Here is a 23,696-nt window from a genome sequence, read left to right as displayed (position 1 = left end):
TTTATTTATCTTTTGAAATTAAACTAATCCTTCATCTAAAGGAATTTCACTCATTTCCTGTATCTTTTCTTTTTTATAAGAGAACACCCAAAAGCCTAAGCCTACGAAAAAGAAAAAGAATATCAGAAGGGAAAGAATCGGGTAAATTTCTATACCCTTGATATTCTCCATATTGTGTTTTATCTGTTCGAACATAGCTTTATTTTTTAGCGGTTTCTTTTACTTTAATATCGGTACCGAGTCTTTGTATGTAAGCGATAAGAGCTACAATCTCCCTTTCGTTCATTGGGGTGAAATTTTCACCTTTAGCAGCTGCTTTTTTCTTACTATCCTCATAGCTTTTTACAAAATCAGGATCACTCTCTAAGTTTTTTTCTATAGCCAATGCCTGAGTTCTTAAGGTCTTTTGTGCGTTTGCTACTTCGAGATCTGTATAAGGAACCCCAAGTGAAACCATTGCTTTCATTTTTCTCTGAGTTAATGAAATATCCATTGGTTTATTATCAAACAACCATTTATAACCCGGCATAATTGAACCTGCCGAAGTACTTTGCGGATTCCAGAAGTGATTAAAATGCCAATTATCATTATATTTTCCTCCCACTCTCAGCAAATCAGGCCCCGTACGTTTTGATCCCCAAAGAAACGGATGATCATAAACAAATTCACCTGCCTTAGATTGTGGTCCGTAACGTTCTACTTCACTTCTAAACGGACGAACTGATTGTGAGTGACAGCCAACGCAGCCTTCACGGATGTATAAATCACGTCCTTCCAGTTCTAATGGTGTATAAGGTTTTACGCTTGAAATGGTTGGAATATTTGATTTGACCATAATTGTTGGTACAATCTGAATTATTCCTCCAATTAAAATAGCGACTGTAGCTAAAATGGTTAACTGAATTGGTCTTCTTTCTAACCAGGAATGGAATTTTTCTCCTTTAAGCCTGTTTGTACTGATTCGTTGTAAAGCGGGAGCCTGAGCTAGTTCGTCTTCCACGGTTTCACCTGCTCTTACTGTCATTATAATATTATAAACTAATATAAGCATACCCACCAAATACAAAGTACCACCGATGGCCCTCATCCAGTACATTGGCATAATCTGAGTTACTGTTTCAAGGAAATTCCCATACGTTAAAGTACCATCCGGGTTAAATTGTTTCCACATGGATGCCTGAAGAAAACCAGCAACATACATTGGTAAAGCATAAAGGATAATTCCTAAAGTTCCGATCCAGAAATGAAAATTGGCCAGTTTATTTGAGAACAATTTAGTTTTGGTCATTCTTGGAACGAGCCAGTAAATAATACCAAATGACATGAATCCGTTCCAGGCTAAAGCCCCAACGTGTACGTGAGCAATAATCCAATCGGTATAATGGGCGATAGCATTTACATTTTTTAAGGAAAGCATCGGGCCTTCAAAAGTGGCCATTCCGTATCCTGTAATTGCTACTACAAAGAATTTCAAAACCGGTTCTTCACGAACTTTATCCCAGGCACCTCTCAACGTTAACAGACCATTAATCATACCTCCCCAGGATGGAGCGATCAGCATTACAGAAAATGCTACTCCTAAATTCTGAGCCCAATTGGGTAAAGCAGAATACAATAAGTGGTGTGGTCCTGCCCAGATATAAATAAAGATTAAGGACCAGAAATGTATAATCGATAAACGATACGAATAAACTGGCCTGTTGGCTACCTTAGGAATGAAATAATACATCAGGCCTAAAAATGGTGTGGTCAGAAAAAAAGCAACGGCATTATGTCCGTACCACCATTGTACTAAGGCATCCTGAACTCCGGCGTAAACGGAGTAACTTTTTAACGCTGAAACCGGCAGTTCGATATTATTAAAAATATGCAAAACGGCAACGGTAACAAATGTGGCCAGATAAAACCAGATAGCCACATACAAGTGACGCTCGCGACGGCGCAATATGGTACCAATCATATTAATACCCATTACCACCCAAATAAGTGCGATTGCAATATCAATCGGCCACTCCAGCTCAGCATATTCTTTTGAAGAGGTATATCCTAAAGGCAACGTAATTGCAGCGGCTACTATAATAAACTGCCATCCCCAAAAATGAAGATTACTTAGAAGGTCGCTAAACATTCTGGCTTTTAGCAAACGCTGCAGCGAATAATACAAACCTGCAAAAAAGGCATTACCAACAAAGGCGAAAATTACAGCGTTTGTATGCAAGGGTCTCAATCTACCATAGCTTAACCACGGAATTCCGTCGGTCATGTTAGGAAAAAGATACATCACTGCTAATGTAAGCCCGACAAGCATTCCGACGACTCCGAATAGGATCGTAGCGTAAATGAATTTTTTTACAATTTTGTTGTCATAATAAAACTGTTCCATTTCCATAATTAGATTTGTTTTTCTTCGTTTGTTGATTTATTTTTTTTGGGAGTAATTTTTGTTTCGTCGTCAAAAAGCATTCTGACCGAAGGCGTATAATCATCATCGTACTGTCCCGATTTGACAGCGATAATAAAAGCAATAAAGAAACCGATTGCTACGAAAATACTTACTGTAATTAATAGATAAATGACACTCATACCTTAAAATTTATGTTAACAAAATTATTGCGTTACAGGCAGATAAAATATGATAATTATCATGACAGAAGATAAATGTTAATTTTTAAAAAATAATCTATTTTCTAATTGCAATCATCCAAATTACTATTGCTGAAATAGTTAGACATAAGTGTTACAAAACTCACAATTGTAATTGTACTTAACGGCATAATAATAGCCGCTATCAAAGGAAGAAGATTACCTGTTACCGCAAAGGATAATCCAACAATATTGTAGAGTAAGGATAAGCCAAAACTCATTTTGATGATAAGGATTGATTTATGCGAAAGTTTTAAGAAATAGTCTAATCGGGAAAACTCTGCAGCATCTAAAATTGCATCACAGGCGGGTGAGAAAACATTGACATTTTCAGAGATCGAAATTCCGACGTTACTTTGGGCCAAAGCTCCTGCATCATTTAGGCCATCTCCCACCATCATTACATTCTGACCTCTTTCCTGCAGGCTTCTGATAAACTCCAGTTTTTGTTCCGGTTTTTGATTGAAGATTAATTCTGTATTTTGAGGAAGTATCGCTTCCAGATTGGCCCTTTCGCCGTCGTTATCACCCGAAAGCACTTTTATCTGATACTTTTTACTTAAAGATAAAAACAGCTCTTCCAGACCATCACGATACTGATTCTGAAAAACGAACCTACCATAATAAACAGAATCTATTTTAATATGCAGGGAAGTTTTTTCTGTTTCTGACCTTTCAGGAACGGGTGCACCAACAAATTCTGAAGAGCCAATACAGATTACTTTATTATCAACAGTAGCCTGAATTCCTTTTCCTGTTATTTCCTGGAAATCATCTGTTTTTATTTTTCTGTTTTCAGGCAGAAAATCATATAACATTCTGCTTAACGGATGATTTGATGCGCGAAGTACATTTTTTATCAGGATATGATTTTCAGCAGAAATTACACTTCCTTCATAATTGATAGTTGCTTTTTTATTGGTTGTAATTGTTCCGGTCTTATCAAAAACTATGGTATCTACTTTTGCTAATTGTTCAATAACCAAAGCATTCTTCAGGTATAATTTCTGTTTTCCCAAAATCCTGAGGATATTTCCAAAAGTAAAAGGTGCTGTCAATGCCAATGCACAAGGGCATGCTACGATAAGTACGGCAGTAAAAACATTAAAAGCTGTATTGGCATCAATAAAAATCCAATATCCAAAACCAGCAAGTGCAATTAATAATAATATAGGAGTAAAATAACGGCTAATAGCATCGGTAATCGTTTTATGCTTTTGCTGTACATTTTTTTGAAAAATCTCATTGCTCCACAACTGTGTCAGATAACTTTGTGAAACGGAATGCAAAACTTCCATTTCGATTACTTTTCCAATCTGTTTTCCTCCGGCAAAAACTTTATCACCGGATTTTTTGGTAATCGGAACAGCTTCACCTGTCACAAAACTGTAATCGATTTCGGCTTTTTCGCTCATTAAAATACCATCAACCGGAATTAATTCCTGATTTCTGATAATTAACCGATCTCCTTTTATGATATCATAGACCGGAACACTTTCTTCGGATGCGTTGGGATTAATGCGGGTAACTGCAATAGGAAAATAGGATTTAAAATCTCTTTCAAAACTTAAAAAACTGTAGGTTTTAATCTGAAACATTTTTCCGAGCAGCATAAAGAAAACCAGACCTGTCAGACTATCAAAAAAGCCAGGGCCATAATTCATTGCAATATCGAAAGTACTTCTGATAAACATCACAATAATTCCCAGGGCGATAGGAATATCAATGTTGAGCATTCCGGCTTTTATACTCTTGTAAGCTGAAACATAATAACCGCTTGCCGCATATAAAAAACTAGGCAGCGACAACATGAAAATCAAAGCCCTGAAGAATGGTTTATAATTATCGAGCCAAAACTCCTTAATTTCAAAATATTCCGGGAATGATAGTAACATGATATTTCCGAAACAGAAAAAGGCGACTCCTAATCTGTAAGTCAGACTTCGGTCTACATTATTTTTACCTGTTTCATAGTTTTCAAGGCTAATATAAGGTTCATAGCCTATGGAGCTTAACAGATAAACAATGGTTTTAAGCGAAACAAGATTCGAATTAAAAGTAATTCTGACTTTCTTCTCCGGAAAATTAACCTGAGAGATACTTATTCCGGATTGAATTTTATTAAGATTTTCTAAAATCCAAATGCAGGAACTACAATGTATGTGCGGAATATTTAAGGAGACAATAGCGGTATTTCCTTCCTGAAACTCCAATACTTTAGATAGTATCGTTTCATTTTCCAGAAAGTCATATTTACCCTGAATATCTTGTGGAGTAGCACCGGGTGATTTTTCAAAATCATAATAGGAAGTTAAATCATGAAGGCTGAAAATTTCATAAACGGTCCTGCAGCCGTTACAGCAAAACCTTTTTTCATCAAAATTGACTTCTTCATTTTTGGCAATAATTAACCCGCAATGAAAACAACTTTGCTCGCTCATAATTTGTTTTTTTTAACTTATGCAAAGTTTATAAATTGTAAAAGATTTTAAATATGACATTTATCATACTCCGATAAATTATAATTTTAAATTTCTTAAAACAAAAAAGATAAAATACAGTTAATAAATTATTTCCTGCATTTTCTGTAATAATTAGGACTTCTAACGCGAATAATGGTTAATTTTGCAGGAAATACTTTTTGCCATGAATAAATGTGATCAATGCATCGTAAGACAGCTTACTTCTCTAAAAGCTCTGAATAAAGAAGAGGTTATTAAATTGGCTAACAGTAAGACAACTTATAGCATAAAAAAAGGGGAAGCCATTTTTGAGGAAGGTGAAATCACTAATGGTGTTTTTTGTGTGAAAGACGGAATTGGAAAACTTTCCAAATTAAGTGCTAACGGAAAAGATCAGATTGTAAAACTCGTTAAATCCGGAGAGCTTTTAGGACAGCGTTCCATGATTAGCAATGAACCGGCTAATTTATCGGCAAAAGCTGTGGCTGACATGGAAGTTTGCTTTATTCCAAAAGCTGAGATCATCCATTTTTTCAACAACAATAATCAGTTTTCAATGAACCTGATGCAAACGGTCTGTGAGGATTTGAAAGAATCTGAAAACGATAAGATTGCACTGGCACAAAAAACAGTAAAACAAAGGCTGGCCGAAACCTTATTGTACCTTCATGCTACTTTTGGCGAGAACACTGATAAAACCTTAAAAGTTCAGCTTACACGAGAAGAATTAGCCGGAATGATTGGTACTGCAACCGAAAGCTGCATCCGGTTATTATCAGATTTCAATAAGCTTGAATTAATTGAATTGGTTGGTAAAAAAATTGTGCTTAAAAATGTAAAAGCCTTAAAGAAACTAGCGGAATAATTATAATTTTTTCGCTTCGTTCCAAAATACGTCCATTTCGGCCAACGTCATATCCATCAGCGGTTTTCCGAGTTCACCTGCTTTGCTTTCGAGGTATTGAAAACGTTTAATAAACTTTTTATTGGTGCGTTCTAAAGCATCTTCGGGGTTTACATTTAAAAATCGGGCGTAATTAATCATGGAAAATAATACATCTCCAAATTCAGCTTCAATCTTATCCTGATCCCCTGCTTTTACTTCTTCCTGTAACTCTTCTAATTCTTCCTGCACCTTATCCCAAACCTGATGTGGTTCTTCCCAGTCGAAACCTACGCCTTTTACTTTGTCCTGAATTCTGCTTGCTTTTACCAAAGCCGGTAAACTTCCCGGAACGCCTTCCAAAACAGATTTTTTTCCTTCTTTAAGTTTCAGTTTTTCCCAGTTTTGCTTTACTTCTTCTTCATCTTTCACGACTGTATCGCTGTAAATATGCGGATGACGATGAATTAGTTTTTCGCAAATTTCATTACAGACATCAGCGATGTCAAAATCGTTGGTTTCGCTGCCTATTTTAGCATAAAAAACAATATGTAATAATAGATCGCCAAGTTCTTTTTTAACTTCATTCAAATCATTGTCCAGAATGGCATCTCCTAATTCATAGGTTTCTTCAATCGTTAAATGTCTCAGCGTTTGTAAAGTCTGTTTTTTATCCCACGGACATTGCTCACGAAGTTCATCCATGATAATTAATAACCTTTCGAAAGCCTGAAGTTGAAGTTCTTTACTCATTTTTGAAGTGTTTTTTGGTTTATGTCCGAATGCTGTAAAAGTAAAAAATCCTGTCAGGAAAACATCTTAACAGGATTATTATATTTTGAATGTAAAACTTACTATTCTTCTTTTTTAGTAGCCTCTTTTTTCACTGGTGCTTTTTTAGCTGCCGGTGCTTTTTTCGGCTTTTCTTCTGCAACCGGAGCTTCTTCTTTAGTTTCAGTAGGAGCCGGAGCCAAATCAGTCACTAAACCTTTTGCCTGAAGTGTATTGTACCAGTTTAATACTTTTTTAATATCAGACGGATATACTCTTTCTTCATCATAATCAGGTAAAACTTCTTTAAAATAAGCAGCCAGAGTTGCGTTATCTTCTTTGTGAGAAATCGCCTGACCTTTGTTTTCTTTAGCAGCAATAAGTTGCATTACTTCAGTCAATGGTTTTTCGCCATCCTGCGTATAAATTGAAATTTCAGACAATAAACTTACATTGCTTTTTAAGCTTACAGTGATTTTTTTTCCATCTGTTAATGATTCAGCTACAAATCCTGTACGAGTCTGTACTTTTAAAGCATATAAACCTGGTTTCCCGGAAACAGCTAATATTTTTTCTAAATTCATGTTTATTATAATTTGTATTAAGAATTTCGTTTATTTTTTATCGTCTATAATATTTGTCAAAAATAATTATCTCCCTTTTTTGGCAGCAGCAAATTTCATTTTGTAATCCTGAAAAGTCTTGCCTTCTGTAATGTTTTTTAATTTCTTCTGAATCAAACGCTTTTTTAAAGAAGATATTTTATCTGTAAATAAAACGCCTTCGATATGATCGTATTCGTGCTGAATGACTCTTGCAATCAAACCGTCAAAAACTTCTGTTTTCATTATAAAGTCTTCTTCGCAATATTCAATTGTAACGGTTGGTTTTCTGTAAACATCCTCACGAACATCAGGAATACTCAGACAGCCTTCGTTAAAACTCCACTCTTCACCTTCTTCTTTAACAATTTTGGCATTGATAAAAGTTTTTTTGAACCCTTTTAATTTATTTTGTTCTTCTGCTGATAAATCTTCATCATCGCTAAAAGGATTTGTATCGATTACGAACAAACGAATTGCCATCCCTACCTGTGGTGCAGCAAGCCCAACGCCATAAGCATTGTACATGGTTTCATACATGTTTGCTAAAATCTCTTTTAAGTTTGGATACTCAGGCGTAATTGCCTCACCTACTTTTCTTAAAACAGGATCACCGTATCCTACAATTGGTAAAATCATTTGTATTTTTTTATGTATTATCTACTGAAAACACTGAATTTTATTTTCATAATTCAGCTGGCAAAAATAGTAAAAAATAGTCAATGAATAATTCTAAACCACATATTAATATCAATTTTGCATGCTTATTAAAAACTCAGCTATAATTGTGCCAAAATAATTCGTACAATTCTTACCTTTGCTTGTAAACCACAATATATGTTTGATCGTGTCACGAAATTCACCAATAGTACCTCTTTTCTAAATGCTTCAAAAGTAACGATTGCCTCCGTTGTTCCGGTTGTAATTTTAAACTTTCTGGGACATTTTGAAATCGGTTTTACGATTGCTTTAGGGGCTTTCTATACTTATCCGAGTGATATTCCGAGCACTTTGGTGCATAAGATAAAAGGTCTTATTGTGGCTTCACTTATCGTTTCGGGAGTTAATTTACTGGTCAATCTTGCCTATCCTTTTCCGCTGTTATTTTATCCTTTTTTAGGTTTACTGCTGTTTTTATGCTGTATGATTTCTGTTTACGGGCAACGAGCGACCTTAGTGTCGTTTTCTGCTTTGCTTTCTATTTCATTATCTTTTGGACATTTGCACGAAGGCTGGGATGCTGTTGAATATTCGGGTTTTATTTTTGTTGGCGGTATTTTATATTTGATTGTATCTCTGGTATTTCATTTTGTACAGCCTTATAAATATGTGGAATTACAAATTGCGGAAGGCATAAAGTTAACAGCCAAATATTTAAAATTAAGAGGCGATTTATGGAGCCCTGAAGCCAATCGTGAAAAGATAACGGAGAAACAACTGGCACTTCAGGTTGAATTGAATTTAATCAATGAGGATCTGAGAAAGGTTTTAATTGGCAACCAGAATACTTCTGCCGCCACAAGTCAGAATCGAAAAATGCTGCTTGTCTTTATTACTTTGATTGAAATTCAGGAATTGGCCTTATATACGTCGTTTGATCATAACAAACTATTGGAAAAGTTTGATAAACATCCCGAAGTGTTGCGAACGTATCAGAATGTAGCTTATAAACTGGCTTCGACTTTAAAAAAACTTTCTAAAAATGTCAATCATATCGCTGCTTACGTAGACAAAAACGACCTGAAAAATGAAATAGATGCGCTTGAATTTGCGATTTTTGATTATGAAAAAAGTCTGGGTAAAGAGGAAGCCGGCGAAGGTGTTCTGATGCTGACCAATATGCTGAAATATGCTAAAAATCAAGTTGGGAAAATCAAGATTATCCAAAGGGCTTTTTCGCTTGCCATGCAGTCTTATAAATTAAAAGACAAGGATAAAGAGCTCGAAAAGTTTTTGACCCCGCAATATTATCCGTTGCGCACACTGACGGAGAACATGAGTTTTTCATCTTCTATTTTCAGACATTCGCTTCGGTTGACGATTACTATTCTGATTGGTTTTTTTATTGGAAAATTTCTTCCTTTTCAGAATGTGTACTGGATTTTACTGACTATCGTTGTCATCATGCGTCCGGGATACGGACTTACAAAAGAGCGCTCTTACAACAGAATCTTCGGAACTGTATTAGGCGGCCTGCTGGCATTCGGGATTGTATCGCTGGTTCAAAACCATATTGCCCTGAGCATCTTTTCTATTATCTGCATGCTTCTAGGTATTTCTTTTACACAGATTAATTATAAAATAAGTGCCACTTTCGTAACGATGTATGTCGTTTTTATTTACGGTATTCTGACTCCGGATATTGTAGAAGTAATTCAGTTCAGGATATTGGATTCGCTCACGGGAGCTATTCTGGCTTTTCTTGCCAACCAGTTTTTATGGCCTGCCTGGGAGTTTATAAATACTCCGATACATATTGAAAATTCGATTCGTGCCAATAGAAATTACCTGAGGGAAATTGCAGATTTTTATAATAAAAAAGGAGAAACGCCCACTTCGTACCGATTATCGAGAAAGAATGCTTTTGTGGAAATTGGCAATTTGATGACCTCGTTTCAGCGTATGATGCAGGAACCGAAATCTAAGCAGAAAACCCTTCCGCTGGTGAATAAACTGGTCGTGCTGAATCATTCCCTGCTTTCTGCCCTGGCTTCGTTATCGACTTATATTCAGTCGCACCAGACAACATCAGCGTCGGAATCCTTTAATTATATTATAAAAACCATATTATTGAATTTAGATCATTCGATTTCAATTTTAAAAAATGAAACCGTTCTCACCGATACTTTTTTTGATAAAGAAGATGTGACTTTACAATTTGAAGAATTGAAACGTATTAATTTCACACGTCTGGCAACAGATGACGAACTGGATAAAGAAACGCGTCAGGCCAAGATGCAGGAAGCGCAAATGGTTATTGAACAATTGATCTGGATGAGTAATCTGGCAGAAAAAATATTAAAAATTACGAAAGATATAAAAGCAACAAATCCAGATTAATTCATCTGGATTTGTTGTTTATAGCGATACGATATGATTCTAATTGTTTAGTTTTAAAACTTCTGCAGTATGTTTTCTGGTTGCTGCTAAAAGTTCCGGATTGTCATTTAAGGTTTTACCGTAAGAAGGAATCATATTCTTCATTTTTTCTTCCCATTCCGGCGTTTTCATCTGATTGGTAAAACATCTGCTTACTAAATCTATCATGATAGAAACCGCTGTAGAGGCTCCCGGGGAAGCTCCTAACAAAACAGCTAAAGTTCCGTCATGCGTATTGATTACTTCTGTACCAAATTCTAAAATCCCGCCTTCTTTTTCGTCTTTCTTGATCACCTGAACACGTTGTCCGGCTCTTTCTAATTTCCAGTCTTTAGAACGTGCCGTTGGCAAGTATTCACGAAGTGCCTGCATTCTGTCTTTCGGAGACTGACGCACCTGATCAATTAGATATTTAGTTAAGGGTATATTATGAAATCCCGCTGATAACATCGGAATTAAATTATTTGCTTTGATAGATAACGGTAAATCCAGGTAAGATCCGTTTTTCAGGAAACGTGTCGAAAATCCTGCGAAAGGCCCAAAAAGAAGTGCTTTTTCGCCATCGATTACACGTGTATCTATATGAGGAACCGACATTGGAGGTGCTCCGACACTTGCTTTTCCGTACACTTTTGCCTGATGTTTTGCAATGACTTCCGGATTGGTACATTTTAACCATTGTCCGCTTACGGGAAAACCTCCGTAGCCATTTCCTTCGGGAACGTTTGCTTTTTCCAATAAGGGCAATGAACCTCCTCCTGCTCCTATAAAAACAAAATTGGTGTATGCTTTTCTTTTTTGACCTGTAGACAAATCGGTGATTTTAATTCTCCATGATTTATCTTCACGCTGATTTAATTTTTTAACCTCATGGTTAAAGTATAAAGAGACACCGTCCAGTTTTTCCAGATAATTAAACATGCTTCTGGTCAGTGCACCAAAATTTACATCGGTACCAATAGACATGTGGGTAGCTGCTAATTTTTCATTATTTTCACGGCCTTCCATTACAAGCGGCATCCATTGTTTTAGCTGTTCAAAATCTGTACTGAAAGACATTTGAGCAAAAATTGGATTGCTTTGTAAAGCTTCAAAACGTGTTTTAAGATATTCAACGTTTTTATCTCCCCAGACAAAACTCATATGAGGAACGCTTTTAATAAAATTTTCCGGAGACGGAACTTTATTTTGCTGTACTAAATACGACCAAAACTGACGGGAAACTTCAAAAGATTCCGCTATACTTATTGCTTTTTTAGGATCAATACTTCCATCAGCTTTTTCGGGAGTGTAATTTAATTCACAAAAGGCAGAGTGTCCGGTTCCTGCATTATTCCATGCATCTGAGCTTTCGGCTGCAGCAACATCTAATCTTTCGTAAATTTCAATCTTAATATCGGGTTGTAACTCCTTCAAAATTAATCCGAGAGTTGCACTCATAATTCCAGCTCCAATAAGCACTACTTCACTATTGGAACGTATTGTATTGTCAGGCATAACAGTAATTTGTTTTTAAAGTGCAAAGGTACTTTTTTCAATCGCAAAAAAAAACTAATTTTTACATGATAAAAGTTAGAAAACTATAATTTTTTCCTAAAAAGTAAAATTAAATCTTATTACAGCTAAAAACGTTTAGAAGAAAGATAGTCCTGAAGCATAATGGTAGCAGAAATTTCATCAATCAGGCCTTTATTCTGGCGTTGTTTTTTACTTAACCCACTATCTATCATGGTCTGGAAAGCCATTTTTGACGTAAATCTTTCATCTACACGAACTACTTTCATCTCCGGAAAAATATTTGAAAAATGGGTAACAAATCCTTTGATTACCGAAGCACTTTCAGACGGAAGTCCGTTCATTTGTTTGGGTTCGCCTATTAATACGGCTTCGACTTTTTCTTTGGCAAAATAGTCTTTCAGGAAGTCTATTAAAGTGTTGGTCGGAACGGTTGTCAATCCCGAAGCTATAATCTGCATTTCGTCTGTAACGGCAATTCCGGTACGTTTTTGTCCGTAATCTATGGAGAGAATTCTTGGCATTTTGTAATTTTTATCAAAGATAGAAAGGAAAATGCACAAACGGGAAAAGAAATATTTCATTTTACAAAAAAAATCCGCTTTGATTTCTCAAAACGGACTTCCACCAAATATTTAAAACCTAAAAAAATGGGATTATCTACCAAATAAACGACCGAAAAAGCCTCTCTCGTCTTCCTCTTCTTCTTCTTCCTGATGAAGGGATTTTGATTGCGCTTTTTCATGTTCTAAGATCAGTTCCTTGATATATTCAACATAAGTTCTTTTCTTTTCTTCCAGAAAACCAATCAGGTATTTTTCGCTAAATTCCATTCCGCTTACACCCTCAATTTGCAGTAGTTTTTTATACAAGGGTTCTATATGCATGGCGATAACTTCCTGAGGTACTGCCTGTCTTCTTCCAAAATAATTGACAATCACGCCATTTTCATCTTTGGCTATTTCAAAATCAGTAATCACCCAATAATATCTGCCTGACTTTGCCAGGTTTTTTACAATGGCATGAAAGTTTTTCCCCGCTTTAAGATTTTCCCAAAGCACCTTAAAAATAACTTTCGGCATATCCGGATGCCTGATAATATTATGAGGCTGTCCCATAAGTTCGTAATCTTCGTATCCGCAAACGTCTATAAAAACCTCATTGGCATATTCTATAATACCAAAGGCATTTGTTTTACTCATGATAACCTGGGTTTTATCCCACGAAACTTCCTTATCAATAATGGTACGGTTCTGAAACTGATTTTCCTGATTCATATCTCAACAGATTAATTTGTTTGTTTGTTTTGGATTGGTAATTGGTATTTGATAATTCCGATTTTTAAGACTCTGAATTATGGAGCAAAACTAACCCGAAGTAAAAATTCAAAATCTGACTTTTATCATATTATGGCAGTAAAAAAACAGATAACGAAAATCATTGTTTTGAGTTTCATTAGTATTGAAGTTTTTATTTATCAAATTAAAAACAAAAAGTTACATCTGTAACATTTTCAAATGGTTTTACTTTTTTGCTTTTAGCCAAATACTATATCTTTGCAAAAAATTAAAACTTATGAATTCTTTACAGACGATAATTGAACAAGCTTGGGAAAACAGAGCTTTATTACAAGAAACTACTACAACTGATGCTATCAGAGAAGTTATAGAATTATTAGACGCAGGAAAATTACGTGTTGCTGAACCGGTTGGTGACGGATGGCAGGTAAACGAATGGGTAAAAAAAGCAGTTGTCATGTATTTCCCAATTCAAAAAATGGAAACGTTAGAATCGGGTATTTTCGAATATCACGATAAAATGTTACTAAAAAGAGGTTACGCTGAAAAAGGAATTCGTGTAGTACCAAATGCTGTAGCGCGTTACGGAGCTTACATTTCAAGTGGTGTTATTTTGATGCCGAGTTATGTAAACATCGGAGCTTATGTTGATGAAGGAACTATGGTTGATACCTGGGCTACTGTTGGTAGTTGTGCACAGATTGGTAAAAATGTTCACTTAAGCGGTGGTGTTGGTATTGGTGGTGTTCTGGAGCCTTTACAAGCTGCTCCTGTAATTATTGAAGACGGTGCTTTTATTGGTTCCCGTTGTATTGTTGTTGAAGGTGTTCACGTTGGTAAAGAAGCAGTTCTTGGCGCTAATGTGTGTCTTACTGCCTCTACTAAAATTATAGACGTTACCGGTGACGAACCTGTTGAAATGAAAGGTTATGTTCCTGCACGTTCTGTTGTAATTCCGGGAAGTTATACAAAGAAATTTGCTGCCGGAGAATTTCAGGTTCCTTGTGCACTGATTATTGGTACCCGTAAACCTTCTACAGATTTAAAAACTTCATTGAATAATGCGCTTCGTGAATACGATGTTGCTGTATAAGTTTTAAAATCCAAATAAAAAAAATTCCAAATCCCAATACTTATCAATTGGAATTTGGAATTTTTTATTTGAAATTTATAGTATTTATTTTTGTTTTTTCTGAAGTTTTAAGAGCTTCGCATATTTCATGTAAGAAAAAAAACTCTGAATCATGGCAATAGACAATCCGTCGATACCATTGAATATTCCTTTCTTAAAAAAGTAGCAGCGAATAAAAGCTACCGTACCGTTAAGAACGGGTTTAAAAGAATTAACCTTTTTTCCCTGATCCAACAGTTGCTGCGCGTGCCAGCCTGAATATTGATTTTTTTTGGCAATAATCTGATCTAAAGAATCCCATCCGTAGTGCAAAATATGAACGGCTACTTTTTTCTCGTTTTGTGCTATTATTTTCTGATGCACTATAGAATCTGAAGGTCTTGCTGTTTGTTTATTAAAAAAACGAACTTTATGGTCCGGATACCAGCCGGAAAAATCGATAAGCTTATCTCCTAAAAAGTTTTTAACCCTGAAACTGAACGCGTCGTAGTTCCCTTCTAAATATTTTTGATTTAATATAAATTCCTCAGCGTCTTTGTCCAGAAATTCATCTGCATCAAGATTCAGAATCCAGTCATTTTTACAATAAGGCAAACCGTGTGTACGCTGTGGTCCGTCTCCTAAAAAAGACTGTTCTATCACTACAGCTCCTTTTTCTCTGGCAATTTCAGCTGTACGGTCTTTACTAAACGAATCTACGATAATTACTTCATCGCAGACTTTTTGTAAAGCATCAATGCATTTACCAATGTTTTTTTCTTCATTGAAAGTAATGACAAGACCGCTAATTTTCATTTTGGGAGGAGTAAATTTGTTTGCTGCAAAAATAGAAATTTTTATTTTAGTTCCCTTATATCTTATCAGGAGTTTGTACACTTGATATAATTATTCGTAATTTCGCACATCAATTGAATTTTAAATTAGATGAGAATATTAGTCATTCAGCAAAAAAGAATTGGAGATGTATTAACCAGTACCATAATTTGTAACAACCTTAAAACAAAGTTTCCGGATGCCGCAATTGATTATATGTGCTATCCAAATTCTGTTGATGTACTAAAAGAAAATCCAAATATTGACACTATTATTCCATTAACGAATAAGGTGAGAAAATCTATTCCTTCCTTATTTAAATTTATTTTCCAGATTCGAAGAAAAAAATACGATGCTGTCATTGATGTGTACTCTAAATTAGAGACTAATCTGATTACCCTATTTTCAGGAGCAAAGTATAAAGTTTCGTATCGTAAATGGTATACCAAAATATTCTATAATTATACTTACGAACGTTTTGATGCTGTAGAATCCGAACACGGACTGGCAATCGAAAACAGGTTGCTGCTTCTTCAGCCTTTTATTTCTGAAAAAATCACAGATGTAAAACCGAAGATTTTCCTGAAAGAATCTGAAATTGAAGAGGCCAAAAATCTTCTCAAAAAGTACAACATCAATACTGAAGACAATCCTCTGATTATGTTTGGAATTTTAGGCAGCGAAGTCTATAAAACCTATCCTTTGGAGGGGATGGCAAAAATCATTGATTTTACGGTTGCCAAAACCAATGCCAAAATTATTTTTAATTATATCCCGGATCAAAAAGAACTGGCCCTTGAAGTATATAATTATTGTGCTGAAGCGACCAAACAACACATCATTTTTGATTTATATTGTACAGAATTACGTCCGTTTCTGGCTTTACTTTCACAATGTGATATGCTGATCGGAAATGAAGGCGGTGCTGTGAATATGGCAAAGGCCCTTGACATCCCTACTTTCTCTATTTTTACACCTTCAGTGCGAAAAGAGACCTGGCAATTATTTGAAAATGAAGCCAAACACTCTTCTATTCACCTAAAAGATTTAAAACCGGAAATATACGAGCAGCATACTGAGCAATATATCAAAGAGCATACTTTTGAGTATTATGATGAATATCCTCTATCATTAATGCTTGAAAAACTGGATACTTATTTTCAGGAATATAAAAATGGAGAACAGTAAAAATCATTAGATGAATACTATTGAAAAGCAAAAGTTATCCGTTTTGATTATTACTCTTAACGAAGAATTGCATATAAAATCACTACTGGAGGATATCGATTTTGCTGACGAAATAATTGTAGTTGATTCTTTTAGCACCGATCAGACCGTGCCCATAATTGAGTCTTTTACTAATGTTCGATTAATCCGGAATCAGTTCCTTAATTATACTTCTCAGCGTAATTTTGCCTTAGACCAGGCCAGAAATTCATGGATATTGTTTATAGATGCCGATGAGCGTTTAACACCTGATCTGAAAACTGAAATTATTTCTACAATCAATAGTAACAGTCCAGCCAGTGCTTATTTAATCTACCGTACTTTTATGTTCAAAAACATGAAATTGCGTTTTAGCGGCTGGCAAACCGATAAGATTTTCAGGCTTTTTAATAAAACAAAATGCCGGTATACCGAAGACCGAATGGTTCATGAAAAGCTAATCGTGGAGGGGGAAATTTCTATTTTAAAAAATAAATTAATTCATTTTTCTTATTCGGGTTACGAGGATTATAAAAAGAAAATGCATCAATATGGCTTGTTAAAGGCCAATGAAAAGCTAAAAAAAGGACAGAAATCATCTCTTTTACTGATGATTTTCCATCCTGTTTATACTTTTTTGTATCAATTTTTAATTCGTCTTGGATTTTTGGACGGCCTGAAAGGAGTTACAATCTGTTATTTAAACGCTTATAGTATTTTTATCCGATATAAAGAATTACAAAAAATTACTGCTTCTTCCAGAATTTAAGTTTCTTTTTCAAACGTTTTTTTCTGTAGAATTGTTGCTGAAAATCAGCGGTGTACTTCCATAAAGTATCAAATGTTTTTTGCTCCGATTCTCCGGACAATTTGGCGTATTCGTTACTCATTACGGCAACCATTTCTTTTACGGGAGTCAGGCGGCACAGATTTTTCATTCGCATTTCAAAGGTCATGGTGTCATGAAACTCCATTCTGTTGAGATCAACCAGAAAAAAATCATACTTGCCTTCTGTACTTTTTTTGATTAGGGTATTTCCGGGTGAATGATCTAAAAATTCAATTCCTTTTTCATGAAGATCAAAACTAAATCGGGTAAATTGCCTTAATATATTTTCATTATCGGGATAATCCGGAATTTCCACCAGTTCTCTGTAAGTCAGTTCTGTCACTAAATGTTCGCTCACATAATAACTGTCTCTAAGCCCAAGCCAGTTAAAATTTTCAAGAAATGCAATAGGCTGCGGCGTTCCGATACCTTTTTCGAGCAAAACAGTAGCATACTCAAAAGATCGTCTTGCTTTTGATTTTCTAAAATATTTATAAGCTACTTTATTGATTAGATTTGGAATTTTAAACGACTTTATATTGATCGTTTTATCATTCCATTCAAATAGCTTTATAATATTACGTTGTCCATTACCAAAGATCGTTCCTGAGGTATTAAATGCCTTAATAATAGCAAGTATCGATGTAGTTTCGTCAGCAAAAATCGGATTTATTTTAAAATTCATTGGGTCTGGTTATAAACCAACAAAAGTACGTATACAATTTAATTCTTCAAATTAATATTGTATTTTCGTAAAAAAAAATAATGCCACATTATCAGAGTGTTTTTTTAGAAACTCATAATATCAATAACAGAGCGGGCGGTTTAGGAACTTTTAACTATGAGTTAATTAAAGGTTTGTCAGCATTGAATTTTGAGAATATGAAACTAACACTCAATGCCAGGGATGTAAAACTTCTTGAAAGTGAATTTGGCGAAAAATTCAATTACCACAAATATACCAGCTTATCCAGATTAGGTTTTTTCAGAACACGAAAAAAATATGATTTATGGCATTCTGTAAATCAAAATACAAAGGTTGAGCCTTTTCACTGCAATAAATACTTACTTACCGTTCATGATATCCACTTTATTGAAGAAGGATCTTCCGATTACAATCAGGAATTAAGCATCCTTTTTGAGGCTAAGTTAAAGAAAGCCTCCGCCATTACCTATATCTCTGAATTTGCAAAAAAACAAACCCATGCTTTTTTTGATGTGCCGAATGTTTCCGAGTATGTTATTTATAATGGTAATCCAATTTCTACGCTGTTAAATACTGCTGCCTATGTGCCCAATGTTCCTGTAGACAAACCTTTTTTCTACACTATTGGGGATTTTATAGAGCGAAAAAATTATGAGTCTATAATTACCATGATGAAATTTATTAAAGATTTCAACTTAATTATATCCGGAAACGATAACAAAAAATACGGCGAAAAGATTAAAAAAATGATTGTGGATAATGGCTTATCGAATCAGGTTTTTCTAACAGGAAAAGTATCTGATGAGGGCAAGCAATATTATATGAAAAACTGTACTGCTTTTCTTTTTCCATCGATTCGGGAAGGTTTTGGCCTTCCTCCTATTGAAGCTATGAGTTTTGGAAAACCTACATTTTTATCAGACCGGACTTCACTTCCTGAAATTGGCGGAAGCGAATCGAATTACTGGACCAATTTTGATCCGGAATACATGAAAGAAGTTTTGTTTACAGGTTTAGAAGAACATGAAAACAATAAAACCGAAAAAGAAACTCTCCTTAAAAAAAGAGCTGCCAGTTTTAACTGGGATACATCGGCTGCCGAATATTTTAATATTTACAAAAAAATATTATACTAAAAATACTGCAATAATGGTGCGGTTTTTGTGTTTGTAAAATCGAAGCAAAATAAAAATTCCAAACAAAATCACAATCCACCTTTTATTGTTAAATTTTTCTTAATTTCGCGTCGTCGTTTCAACAAATTCACATTATGCACATAACCTTAATAAGCCTTGATAATTGGGGATTCAATAATCATATCGCTACTGCCTTAGAACAACAGGGCCATAATGTACACCACATTAATTTTAATAAATACGAGTATAAATACTCGAGTATACTTTACAGAGCTTATAATTTTTTCCTGAAAACATTCCTTAAGAAAAATCTTAAGACCATGTATTTCGGTAAAAAAATAATTGAAAACCTAAAAGAAATTGATAAAATACAGGATGTAATCGTCGTGATTAAAGGAGATTTTATCGATCCGAAGAGTGTTGCGGAATTAAAAAAATACGGAAAAAAAACTATCGCTTATTTTAACGACAACACACATCGCTGTCCAAAGATAATTCGGGTTATTCCGCATTTTGATGAAGTTTTTTCTTTTGAGAAAGAAGACTGCAGAAAATATAATTTAAAATTCGGTACCAATTGGATTTACAACTCGACCTGTGTCAGAAACGAAAAACCATTTGAATATCAGGTTTTCAACATCATATCTAAAGACAAAAGGCTTTCCATTCTCTCTAAAATTGCCAGTGATTTAAAAGCAAAAAATATTACGCATAAGATATTTGTGTATAACAAAAAGTTTCAGAGAAGGACGTCAACGATTGAATTTATTACCAATCATATTCCTTTATCAGAAATAAATGAATACATAAGCCGTTCTCAGGTTTTACTTGATATTAACCGCAAAAAACAAATTGGATTAACCTTCCGCGTATTTGAAAGCATCGGGCTTCAGAAAAAGTTAATCACCACCAATTCAGATATTGTGAATTACGATTTTTACAATCCGAATAACATTTTGGTGATTGATGAAAAAAATCCCGATATCCCGGTTTCCTTTTTCGAAAAAGAATATCAAAAAATACCTGAAGAAATTTTTAATAAATACACTTTAGAGGGTTGGATTAAAAATGTAGTTTATAATAATATCTCCAAATAACTATGTCACAATATATATATATCATCTGTCCTCCCAAAAAAGCTACCGGAGGGCCGGAAGCATTACATCAGTTGGGTTACATTCTTAATTCACTGGGATATAATGCAAAAATGTTATACACCAAATACAAAAAAGATCCTGTTCATCCTTTTTACAAAAATTACAATGTCCCGTATGTAAGAAGAATAAAAGACAGCGTTGATAATGTTATTATCATACCGGAATCAATGACCAATCTTATTGCCAAATATCCTTTGTCGGAGAAAAAAGTATGGTGGTTAAGCCTTGATTTTTATGAGGTTTTAATGAACAGCAGAGAAAAGAAGAAAAACTGGATCAGAAAGATTTTTATTCCTTATAAACATACCGAATATCGCTTTGAACCTAATAAAACGGTAACACACTGGTATCAGTCCCAAAGAACAAAAGAGTTTTTACTGACCAAAAAACTTGACAATGAAATCGCTTACTTATGTGATTATGTGACGGAACTTTTCTTTGACAATCTTCCTGAAACTTTCACAAAAGAAAATATCATTACCTACAATCCTAAAAAAGGACTGGATAAGATCGAAAAATACATGGAACTTCTTCCTCAATACCAATGGACACCATTGTCCGGCATGACGAGAGAGGAAATGAGAGATACTTTACGAAAAACCAAACTTCATATTGATTTTGGTTATTTTCCAGGCCGTGATAAAATTCCCAGAGAAGGACTTGTTTCAGGTGTTTGTTTGCTAACAGGCCGTGATGGTACTTCGGCATTTAAAGAAGATTTGGGAATACCCGAAAAATATAAACTGCATGCCGATGACAGGCAGCCTGAAAAAGTAATTGAATTAATTAATCATACGATGAATAATTATGAAGAAGTTTTTCAGGAATTTTCAGCTTTCAGAACGTTTGTTATGAATGAAAAAAGCAGAATGACCGAAGATGTAAAACAACTTTTTAATAAAAAATAACTTGAATACGATGTTTGTAAGTGTTGTAATGATTACCTATAATCACTCCAGATATATTAAGCAGGCAGTAGAAAGCATCTTGTCTCAGCATACTGATTTTGAATTTGAACTTGTGATTTCTAATGACAATTCAACAGATGACACAGATGCCATTATTAAAGAAACAATCGCCAGTAATCCTAACGGACACAAGGTAAAGTACTACAATAATGAAATTAATCTGGGAATGATGCCGAATTCTGTTGCTGCTCTTGAGAAAGCTTCGGGAAAATATATCGCTTTATGCGAAGGGGATGATTACTGGTGTGACGATCAGAAACTGAGTGTACAGGTTGAATTTTTAGAAGCCAATCCTGATTTTAGTATTTGCTTTCATAATGTGTATCTACTGACCGATACGGAGATGAAAGAAGACAATCCGAGAAAGAGAATTCCGGAGGTTTCCACAATTAAGGATCTTGCCAAAAACAATTATATTCACACACCAAGCGTCGTTTATCGCAACAATCTTTTTGGCGAATTGCCAAAGTATTTCAGTGAAGCTCCTATTGGCGATTACTTTCTGCATATGCTAAATGCCCAGCATGGGAAAATAAAATACATCGATAAACTAATGTCTGTCTACCGTATTCATAACACCTCGTACTGGTCTTCGAAAAAGGATGCCGAGCAAAGGATAATCATGATTAATTTCCTTACGAAACTGAAAACCTATTTTGATTCTGATGTTCAAAAAATATTAAACAAGCAGATCTTAAAGATCCGATCTAAAGATGCTTCGTTTTTTGAAAAACTAAATTATAAAATAAAGGCTCTGTTGCAATAACAGAGCCTTTATTTTATAGTTACATTTTACTTTTCACATTTCTCAACTCACATTAAAAAAACTTAGAACTCCAGTTTTTTAGCAGGAATGCCAAAAACAGTTATTCCTTCTTTTACATTTTTAATAACCAGACTCGACGCCCCGACTGTAGCTCCTTTACGAACAATTACATGAGGCAACACCGTAGCTCTGGTATTTAAGAGCACTTCTTCTTCTAATACTACGAAACCTCCCGTAAAACTATAAGCGCTTAGATGCGACCATTTATCGATTCTCGTATCATGGCCTAAACCTACATAACCTTGTATGGTCACAAAATCGCCAATAGTACAATCGTTACTGATATTGGAATTCATGAAAGCAATCAGACCGGTCCCCACAACAGCATTTGTGTTCAGAGCTGTTGTTGGATGAATTAAATTAATAAACTGAGCTCCCTTATTCAGAATTAGCTCGGTATAATGTTTTTTCCATTTGATACTTCCTAAGGCACAAACGAAAACATCATTTTCTACAATTTCATAATCTTCGACAGATGAAATAATTTCAGGATAATTTTCGAAACCCGCTAAAGCATCTGATTTATCATCTAAAAAACCCTTTATAACGTATTCTATATTAAATCCGGCACATTGTACGGCAAGATCATAAACCTCACGTCCGAAACCTCTTGCTCCTATTATGATTAAATTCTTCATTATTCTACTATTAAATTACAGGCTGCCCAGGAATATCCGACACCAAATCCTGCCAGTATTAGATTTTTGCTGTCAGCTACTTTTCCCTGCTTCTGTGCTTCATATAAGGCAATCGGAATGGTTGAGGAAACTGTATTTCCACACTCTTCCATCGCGATAAAGAATTTCTCTTCCGGGATTTTTATTTTTTTCCTTAAATGATTCAGCATGTATTTATTTGCCTGATGAAAAACAAACAAATCAATATCTTCCTTGGCTAAATTGGACTTTTCTAAAATGGCTTCTGTCAGTTTTGGAACAAATTCACCTGTGAAATTAAAGATTTCAGCGCCATTCATAAACAGATTTTTATCATTTCGGACATTCCCAAATTCATCAACGATATCTTCATTTTGATCGGAAACCGGAAAACGCATTCCACCCTGTTTTACAATCAGGTTTTCAGCACCTTTACCGTCTGTTCCAAAAATAAAGTTCCCAAGAGAACAAAATCCTTTTTCACTCGTAATAAGTGTTGCTGCAGCGGCATCTCCAAAAATGGTTTTATTACTTTTATCTTTGGGATGAATAAATTTCGAGTAGGTTTCTGAAGTAATCAGCAAAACATTTTTCGCCATTTCTCCCGCAATCAATCCTTTGGCCAAACTTAAACCATACACAAAACCGGAACATCCTAAGTTAAAATCCAATGCACCAATTGTCGTTTCCAGACCTAATTTTTCCTGAATGATACAGGCGGTCGTTGGCAAAAAATAATCGGGGCTCTGTGTGCAAAACAATAAAAAATCAATTTCTGATTTGTCGATATTATGCTCCGCGAATAATTTTTCGGCAGCCTTAACCGCCATATCGGATGAAAACTCGTCTTTGGCACTTATATGTCTGGAATTGATTCCTGTTTTTGCACTGATTTTTTCAATACCCCATTCCGGAAATTCCTGATGGATCAGATCATTGGATAAAACTGATTCAGGTAAATAATACGAAATGGCTTTTATATTGGCTTTCATTG

The 23,696-nt window shown here is 34.9% G+C and carries 23 protein-coding genes; 9 read left to right on the top strand and 14 right to left on the bottom strand.

Translation table 11 applies throughout. The features are described 5' to 3' along the window. Window positions 1-18: 18 nt before the first annotated feature. From EV142_RS21560 to EV142_RS21545, 4 genes are all read right to left on the bottom strand, one after another. A complete protein-coding gene (locus EV142_RS21560) occupies window positions 19-195 on the bottom strand; it encodes a CcoQ/FixQ family Cbb3-type cytochrome c oxidase assembly chaperone (protein ID WP_132037914.1) in 177 nt (58 codons plus the stop codon). 4 nt (window positions 196-199) lie between these two features. Then, window positions 200-2,389, bottom strand: coding sequence for a cytochrome-c oxidase, cbb3-type subunit I (gene ccoN, locus EV142_RS21555; RefSeq protein WP_132037913.1), 2,190 nt, complete (start codon window positions 2,387-2,389; stop codon window positions 200-202). Between the two features lie 2 nt (window positions 2,390-2,391). Continuing rightward, complete coding sequence (ccoS, locus tag EV142_RS21550) at window positions 2,392-2,583, bottom strand: cbb3-type cytochrome oxidase assembly protein CcoS (protein ID WP_132037912.1); 192 nt, start codon at window positions 2,581-2,583, stop codon at window positions 2,392-2,394. Between the two features lie 104 nt (window positions 2,584-2,687). Beyond that, window positions 2,688-5,084, bottom strand: a complete 2,397-nt coding sequence (locus tag EV142_RS21545) for a heavy metal translocating P-type ATPase (RefSeq protein ID WP_132037911.1) — start codon at window positions 5,082-5,084, stop codon at window positions 2,688-2,690. Between the two features lie 205 nt (window positions 5,085-5,289). Here EV142_RS21545 and EV142_RS21540 point away from each other — a divergent pair, with 205 nt between their 5' ends. Next, window positions 5,290-5,970 (top strand): Crp/Fnr family transcriptional regulator, encoded by a 681-nt coding sequence (locus EV142_RS21540; RefSeq protein WP_132037910.1) that lies wholly within the window; start codon window positions 5,290-5,292, stop codon window positions 5,968-5,970. On the opposite strand, the gene mazG is transcribed toward EV142_RS21540, so the two are convergent. From mazG to def, 3 genes are all read right to left on the bottom strand, one after another. Beyond that, entirely contained in the window at window positions 5,971-6,741 is a 771-nt protein-coding gene (mazG, locus tag EV142_RS21535; RefSeq protein WP_132037909.1) for a nucleoside triphosphate pyrophosphohydrolase, read from the bottom strand. Window positions 6,742-6,842: 101 nt separating this feature from the next. Beyond that, window positions 6,843-7,343 carry a DUF5606 family protein gene (locus tag EV142_RS21530; protein ID WP_132037908.1) on the bottom strand — a complete coding sequence of 167 codons (501 nt, stop codon included), beginning with the start codon at window positions 7,341-7,343 and terminating at the stop codon, window positions 6,843-6,845. A gap of 66 nt (window positions 7,344-7,409) precedes the next feature. Further along, entirely contained in the window at window positions 7,410-8,000 is a 591-nt protein-coding gene (gene def, locus EV142_RS21525; protein ID WP_132037907.1) for a peptide deformylase, read from the bottom strand. A gap of 198 nt (window positions 8,001-8,198) precedes the next feature. Between def and EV142_RS21520 the strand changes: the two genes are divergently transcribed. Continuing rightward, a complete protein-coding gene (locus EV142_RS21520) occupies window positions 8,199-10,421 on the top strand; it encodes an FUSC family protein (protein WP_132037906.1) in 2,223 nt (740 codons plus the stop codon). 39 nt (window positions 10,422-10,460) lie between these two features. Here EV142_RS21520 and EV142_RS21515 read toward each other — a convergent pair whose 3' ends face one another. From EV142_RS21515 to EV142_RS21505, 3 genes are all read right to left on the bottom strand, one after another. After that, the gene (locus tag EV142_RS21515; RefSeq protein WP_132037905.1) at window positions 10,461-11,957 is read right to left on the bottom strand and encodes a malate:quinone oxidoreductase; all 1,497 of its coding nucleotides are present in this window, start codon (window positions 11,955-11,957) and stop codon (window positions 10,461-10,463) included. A gap of 125 nt (window positions 11,958-12,082) precedes the next feature. Then, the gene (ruvX, locus tag EV142_RS21510) at window positions 12,083-12,499 is read right to left on the bottom strand and encodes a Holliday junction resolvase RuvX (RefSeq protein ID WP_132037904.1); all 417 of its coding nucleotides are present in this window, start codon (window positions 12,497-12,499) and stop codon (window positions 12,083-12,085) included. 132 nt (window positions 12,500-12,631) lie between these two features. Further along, window positions 12,632-13,252, bottom strand: coding sequence for a PAS domain-containing protein (locus EV142_RS21505; protein WP_132037903.1), 621 nt, complete (start codon window positions 13,250-13,252; stop codon window positions 12,632-12,634). Between the two features lie 298 nt (window positions 13,253-13,550). Between EV142_RS21505 and EV142_RS21500 the strand changes: the two genes are divergently transcribed. Beyond that, entirely contained in the window at window positions 13,551-14,366 is an 816-nt protein-coding gene (locus EV142_RS21500) for a 2,3,4,5-tetrahydropyridine-2,6-dicarboxylate N-succinyltransferase (protein WP_132037902.1), read from the top strand. An 84-nt stretch (window positions 14,367-14,450) separates the two neighbouring features. Here the strand turns inward: EV142_RS21500 and EV142_RS21495 are convergent, their stop codons facing one another. Continuing rightward, the gene (locus EV142_RS21495) at window positions 14,451-15,200 is read right to left on the bottom strand and encodes a glycosyltransferase family 2 protein (protein WP_132037901.1); all 750 of its coding nucleotides are present in this window, start codon (window positions 15,198-15,200) and stop codon (window positions 14,451-14,453) included. 129 nt (window positions 15,201-15,329) lie between these two features. Between EV142_RS21495 and EV142_RS21490 the strand changes: the two genes are divergently transcribed. Further along, the gene (locus EV142_RS21490; RefSeq protein WP_132037900.1) at window positions 15,330-16,406 is read left to right on the top strand and encodes a glycosyltransferase family 9 protein; all 1,077 of its coding nucleotides are present in this window, start codon (window positions 15,330-15,332) and stop codon (window positions 16,404-16,406) included. A gap of 10 nt (window positions 16,407-16,416) precedes the next feature. Then, complete coding sequence (locus EV142_RS21485) at window positions 16,417-17,193, top strand: glycosyltransferase family 2 protein (protein WP_132037899.1); 777 nt, start codon at window positions 16,417-16,419, stop codon at window positions 17,191-17,193. Here the strand turns inward: EV142_RS21485 and EV142_RS21480 are convergent. Further along, a complete protein-coding gene (locus tag EV142_RS21480) occupies window positions 17,171-17,938 on the bottom strand; it encodes a lipopolysaccharide kinase InaA family protein (protein ID WP_132037898.1) in 768 nt (255 codons plus the stop codon). The two genes, EV142_RS21485 and EV142_RS21480, sit on opposite strands and share 23 nt — an antisense overlap. Before the next feature lie 80 nt (window positions 17,939-18,018). On the opposite strand from EV142_RS21480, the gene EV142_RS21475 reads away from it, so the two are divergent. The 4 genes from EV142_RS21475 to EV142_RS21460 all read left to right on the top strand — a co-directional run bounded on the left by EV142_RS21475 (window position 18,019) and on the right by EV142_RS21460 (window position 21,986). Next, the gene (locus tag EV142_RS21475) at window positions 18,019-19,095 is read left to right on the top strand and encodes a glycosyltransferase family 4 protein (protein WP_132037897.1); all 1,077 of its coding nucleotides are present in this window, start codon (window positions 18,019-18,021) and stop codon (window positions 19,093-19,095) included. Between the two features lie 134 nt (window positions 19,096-19,229). After that, window positions 19,230-20,192, top strand: a complete 963-nt coding sequence (locus EV142_RS21470) for a CgeB family protein (protein WP_132037896.1) — start codon at window positions 19,230-19,232, stop codon at window positions 20,190-20,192. A gap of 2 nt (window positions 20,193-20,194) precedes the next feature. Then, a complete protein-coding gene (locus EV142_RS21465; RefSeq protein ID WP_132037895.1) occupies window positions 20,195-21,160 on the top strand; it encodes a hypothetical protein in 966 nt (321 codons plus the stop codon). Between the two features lie 10 nt (window positions 21,161-21,170). Next, on the top strand, window positions 21,171-21,986 hold the full coding sequence (locus EV142_RS21460; protein WP_132037894.1) for a glycosyltransferase family 2 protein: 816 nt from the start codon (window positions 21,171-21,173) through the stop codon (window positions 21,984-21,986). Between the two features lie 62 nt (window positions 21,987-22,048). Here EV142_RS21460 and EV142_RS21455 read toward each other — a convergent pair whose 3' ends face one another. Beyond that, entirely contained in the window at window positions 22,049-22,684 is a 636-nt protein-coding gene (locus tag EV142_RS21455) for a PglD-related sugar-binding protein (RefSeq protein WP_132037893.1), read from the bottom strand. Continuing rightward, a complete protein-coding gene (locus EV142_RS21450; protein ID WP_132037892.1) occupies window positions 22,684-23,694 on the bottom strand; it encodes a ketoacyl-ACP synthase III in 1,011 nt (336 codons plus the stop codon). The genes EV142_RS21455 and EV142_RS21450 overlap by 1 nt, the downstream gene beginning before the upstream one ends. Window positions 23,695-23,696 lie beyond the last annotated feature (2 nt).

The sequence above is a fragment of the Flavobacterium circumlabens genome (genome assembly GCF_004345565.1).
Taxonomy (GTDB): domain Bacteria; phylum Bacteroidota; class Bacteroidia; order Flavobacteriales; family Flavobacteriaceae; genus Flavobacterium; species Flavobacterium circumlabens.
Note: the sequence above shows the minus strand (reverse complement) of the source record. Positions and strands in the feature narration are given on the sequence as shown.

What these genes read in the sequence shown, in the direction of transcription:
- EV142_RS21560 (WP_132037914.1), bottom strand. Translation starts at nt 195, where the DNA reads ATGTTCGAACAGATAAAACACAATATGGAGAATATCAAGGGTATAGAA.
- ccoN (WP_132037913.1), bottom strand. Translation starts at nt 2,389, where the DNA reads ATGGAAATGGAACAGTTTTATTATGACAACAAAATTGTAAAAAAATTC.
- ccoS (WP_132037912.1), bottom strand. Translation starts at nt 2,583, where the DNA reads ATGAGTGTCATTTATCTATTAATTACAGTAAGTATTTTCGTAGCAATC.
- EV142_RS21545 (WP_132037911.1), bottom strand. Translation starts at nt 5,084, where the DNA reads ATGAGCGAGCAAAGTTGTTTTCATTGCGGGTTAATTATTGCCAAAAAT.
- EV142_RS21540 (WP_132037910.1), top strand. Translation starts at nt 5,290, where the DNA reads ATGAATAAATGTGATCAATGCATCGTAAGACAGCTTACTTCTCTAAAA.
- mazG (WP_132037909.1), bottom strand. Translation starts at nt 6,741, where the DNA reads ATGAGTAAAGAACTTCAACTTCAGGCTTTCGAAAGGTTATTAATTATC.
- EV142_RS21530 (WP_132037908.1), bottom strand. Translation starts at nt 7,343, where the DNA reads ATGAATTTAGAAAAAATATTAGCTGTTTCCGGGAAACCAGGTTTATAT.
- def (WP_132037907.1), bottom strand. Translation starts at nt 8,000, where the DNA reads ATGATTTTACCAATTGTAGGATACGGTGATCCTGTTTTAAGAAAAGTA.
- EV142_RS21520 (WP_132037906.1), top strand. Translation starts at nt 8,199, where the DNA reads ATGTTTGATCGTGTCACGAAATTCACCAATAGTACCTCTTTTCTAAAT.
- EV142_RS21515 (WP_132037905.1), bottom strand. Translation starts at nt 11,957, where the DNA reads ATGCCTGACAATACAATACGTTCCAATAGTGAAGTAGTGCTTATTGGA.
- ruvX (WP_132037904.1), bottom strand. Translation starts at nt 12,499, where the DNA reads ATGCCAAGAATTCTCTCCATAGATTACGGACAAAAACGTACCGGAATT.
- EV142_RS21505 (WP_132037903.1), bottom strand. Translation starts at nt 13,252, where the DNA reads ATGAATCAGGAAAATCAGTTTCAGAACCGTACCATTATTGATAAGGAA.
- EV142_RS21500 (WP_132037902.1), top strand. Translation starts at nt 13,551, where the DNA reads ATGAATTCTTTACAGACGATAATTGAACAAGCTTGGGAAAACAGAGCT.
- EV142_RS21495 (WP_132037901.1), bottom strand. Translation starts at nt 15,200, where the DNA reads ATGAAAATTAGCGGTCTTGTCATTACTTTCAATGAAGAAAAAAACATT.
- EV142_RS21490 (WP_132037900.1), top strand. Translation starts at nt 15,330, where the DNA reads ATGAGAATATTAGTCATTCAGCAAAAAAGAATTGGAGATGTATTAACC.
- EV142_RS21485 (WP_132037899.1), top strand. Translation starts at nt 16,417, where the DNA reads ATGAATACTATTGAAAAGCAAAAGTTATCCGTTTTGATTATTACTCTT.
- EV142_RS21480 (WP_132037898.1), bottom strand. Translation starts at nt 17,938, where the DNA reads ATGAATTTTAAAATAAATCCGATTTTTGCTGACGAAACTACATCGATA.
- EV142_RS21475 (WP_132037897.1), top strand. Translation starts at nt 18,019, where the DNA reads ATGCCACATTATCAGAGTGTTTTTTTAGAAACTCATAATATCAATAAC.
- EV142_RS21470 (WP_132037896.1), top strand. Translation starts at nt 19,230, where the DNA reads ATGCACATAACCTTAATAAGCCTTGATAATTGGGGATTCAATAATCAT.
- EV142_RS21465 (WP_132037895.1), top strand. Translation starts at nt 20,195, where the DNA reads ATGTCACAATATATATATATCATCTGTCCTCCCAAAAAAGCTACCGGA.
- EV142_RS21460 (WP_132037894.1), top strand. Translation starts at nt 21,171, where the DNA reads ATGTTTGTAAGTGTTGTAATGATTACCTATAATCACTCCAGATATATT.
- EV142_RS21455 (WP_132037893.1), bottom strand. Translation starts at nt 22,684, where the DNA reads ATGAAGAATTTAATCATAATAGGAGCAAGAGGTTTCGGACGTGAGGTT.
- EV142_RS21450 (WP_132037892.1), bottom strand. Translation starts at nt 23,694, where the DNA reads ATGAAAGCCAATATAAAAGCCATTTCGTATTATTTACCTGAATCAGTT.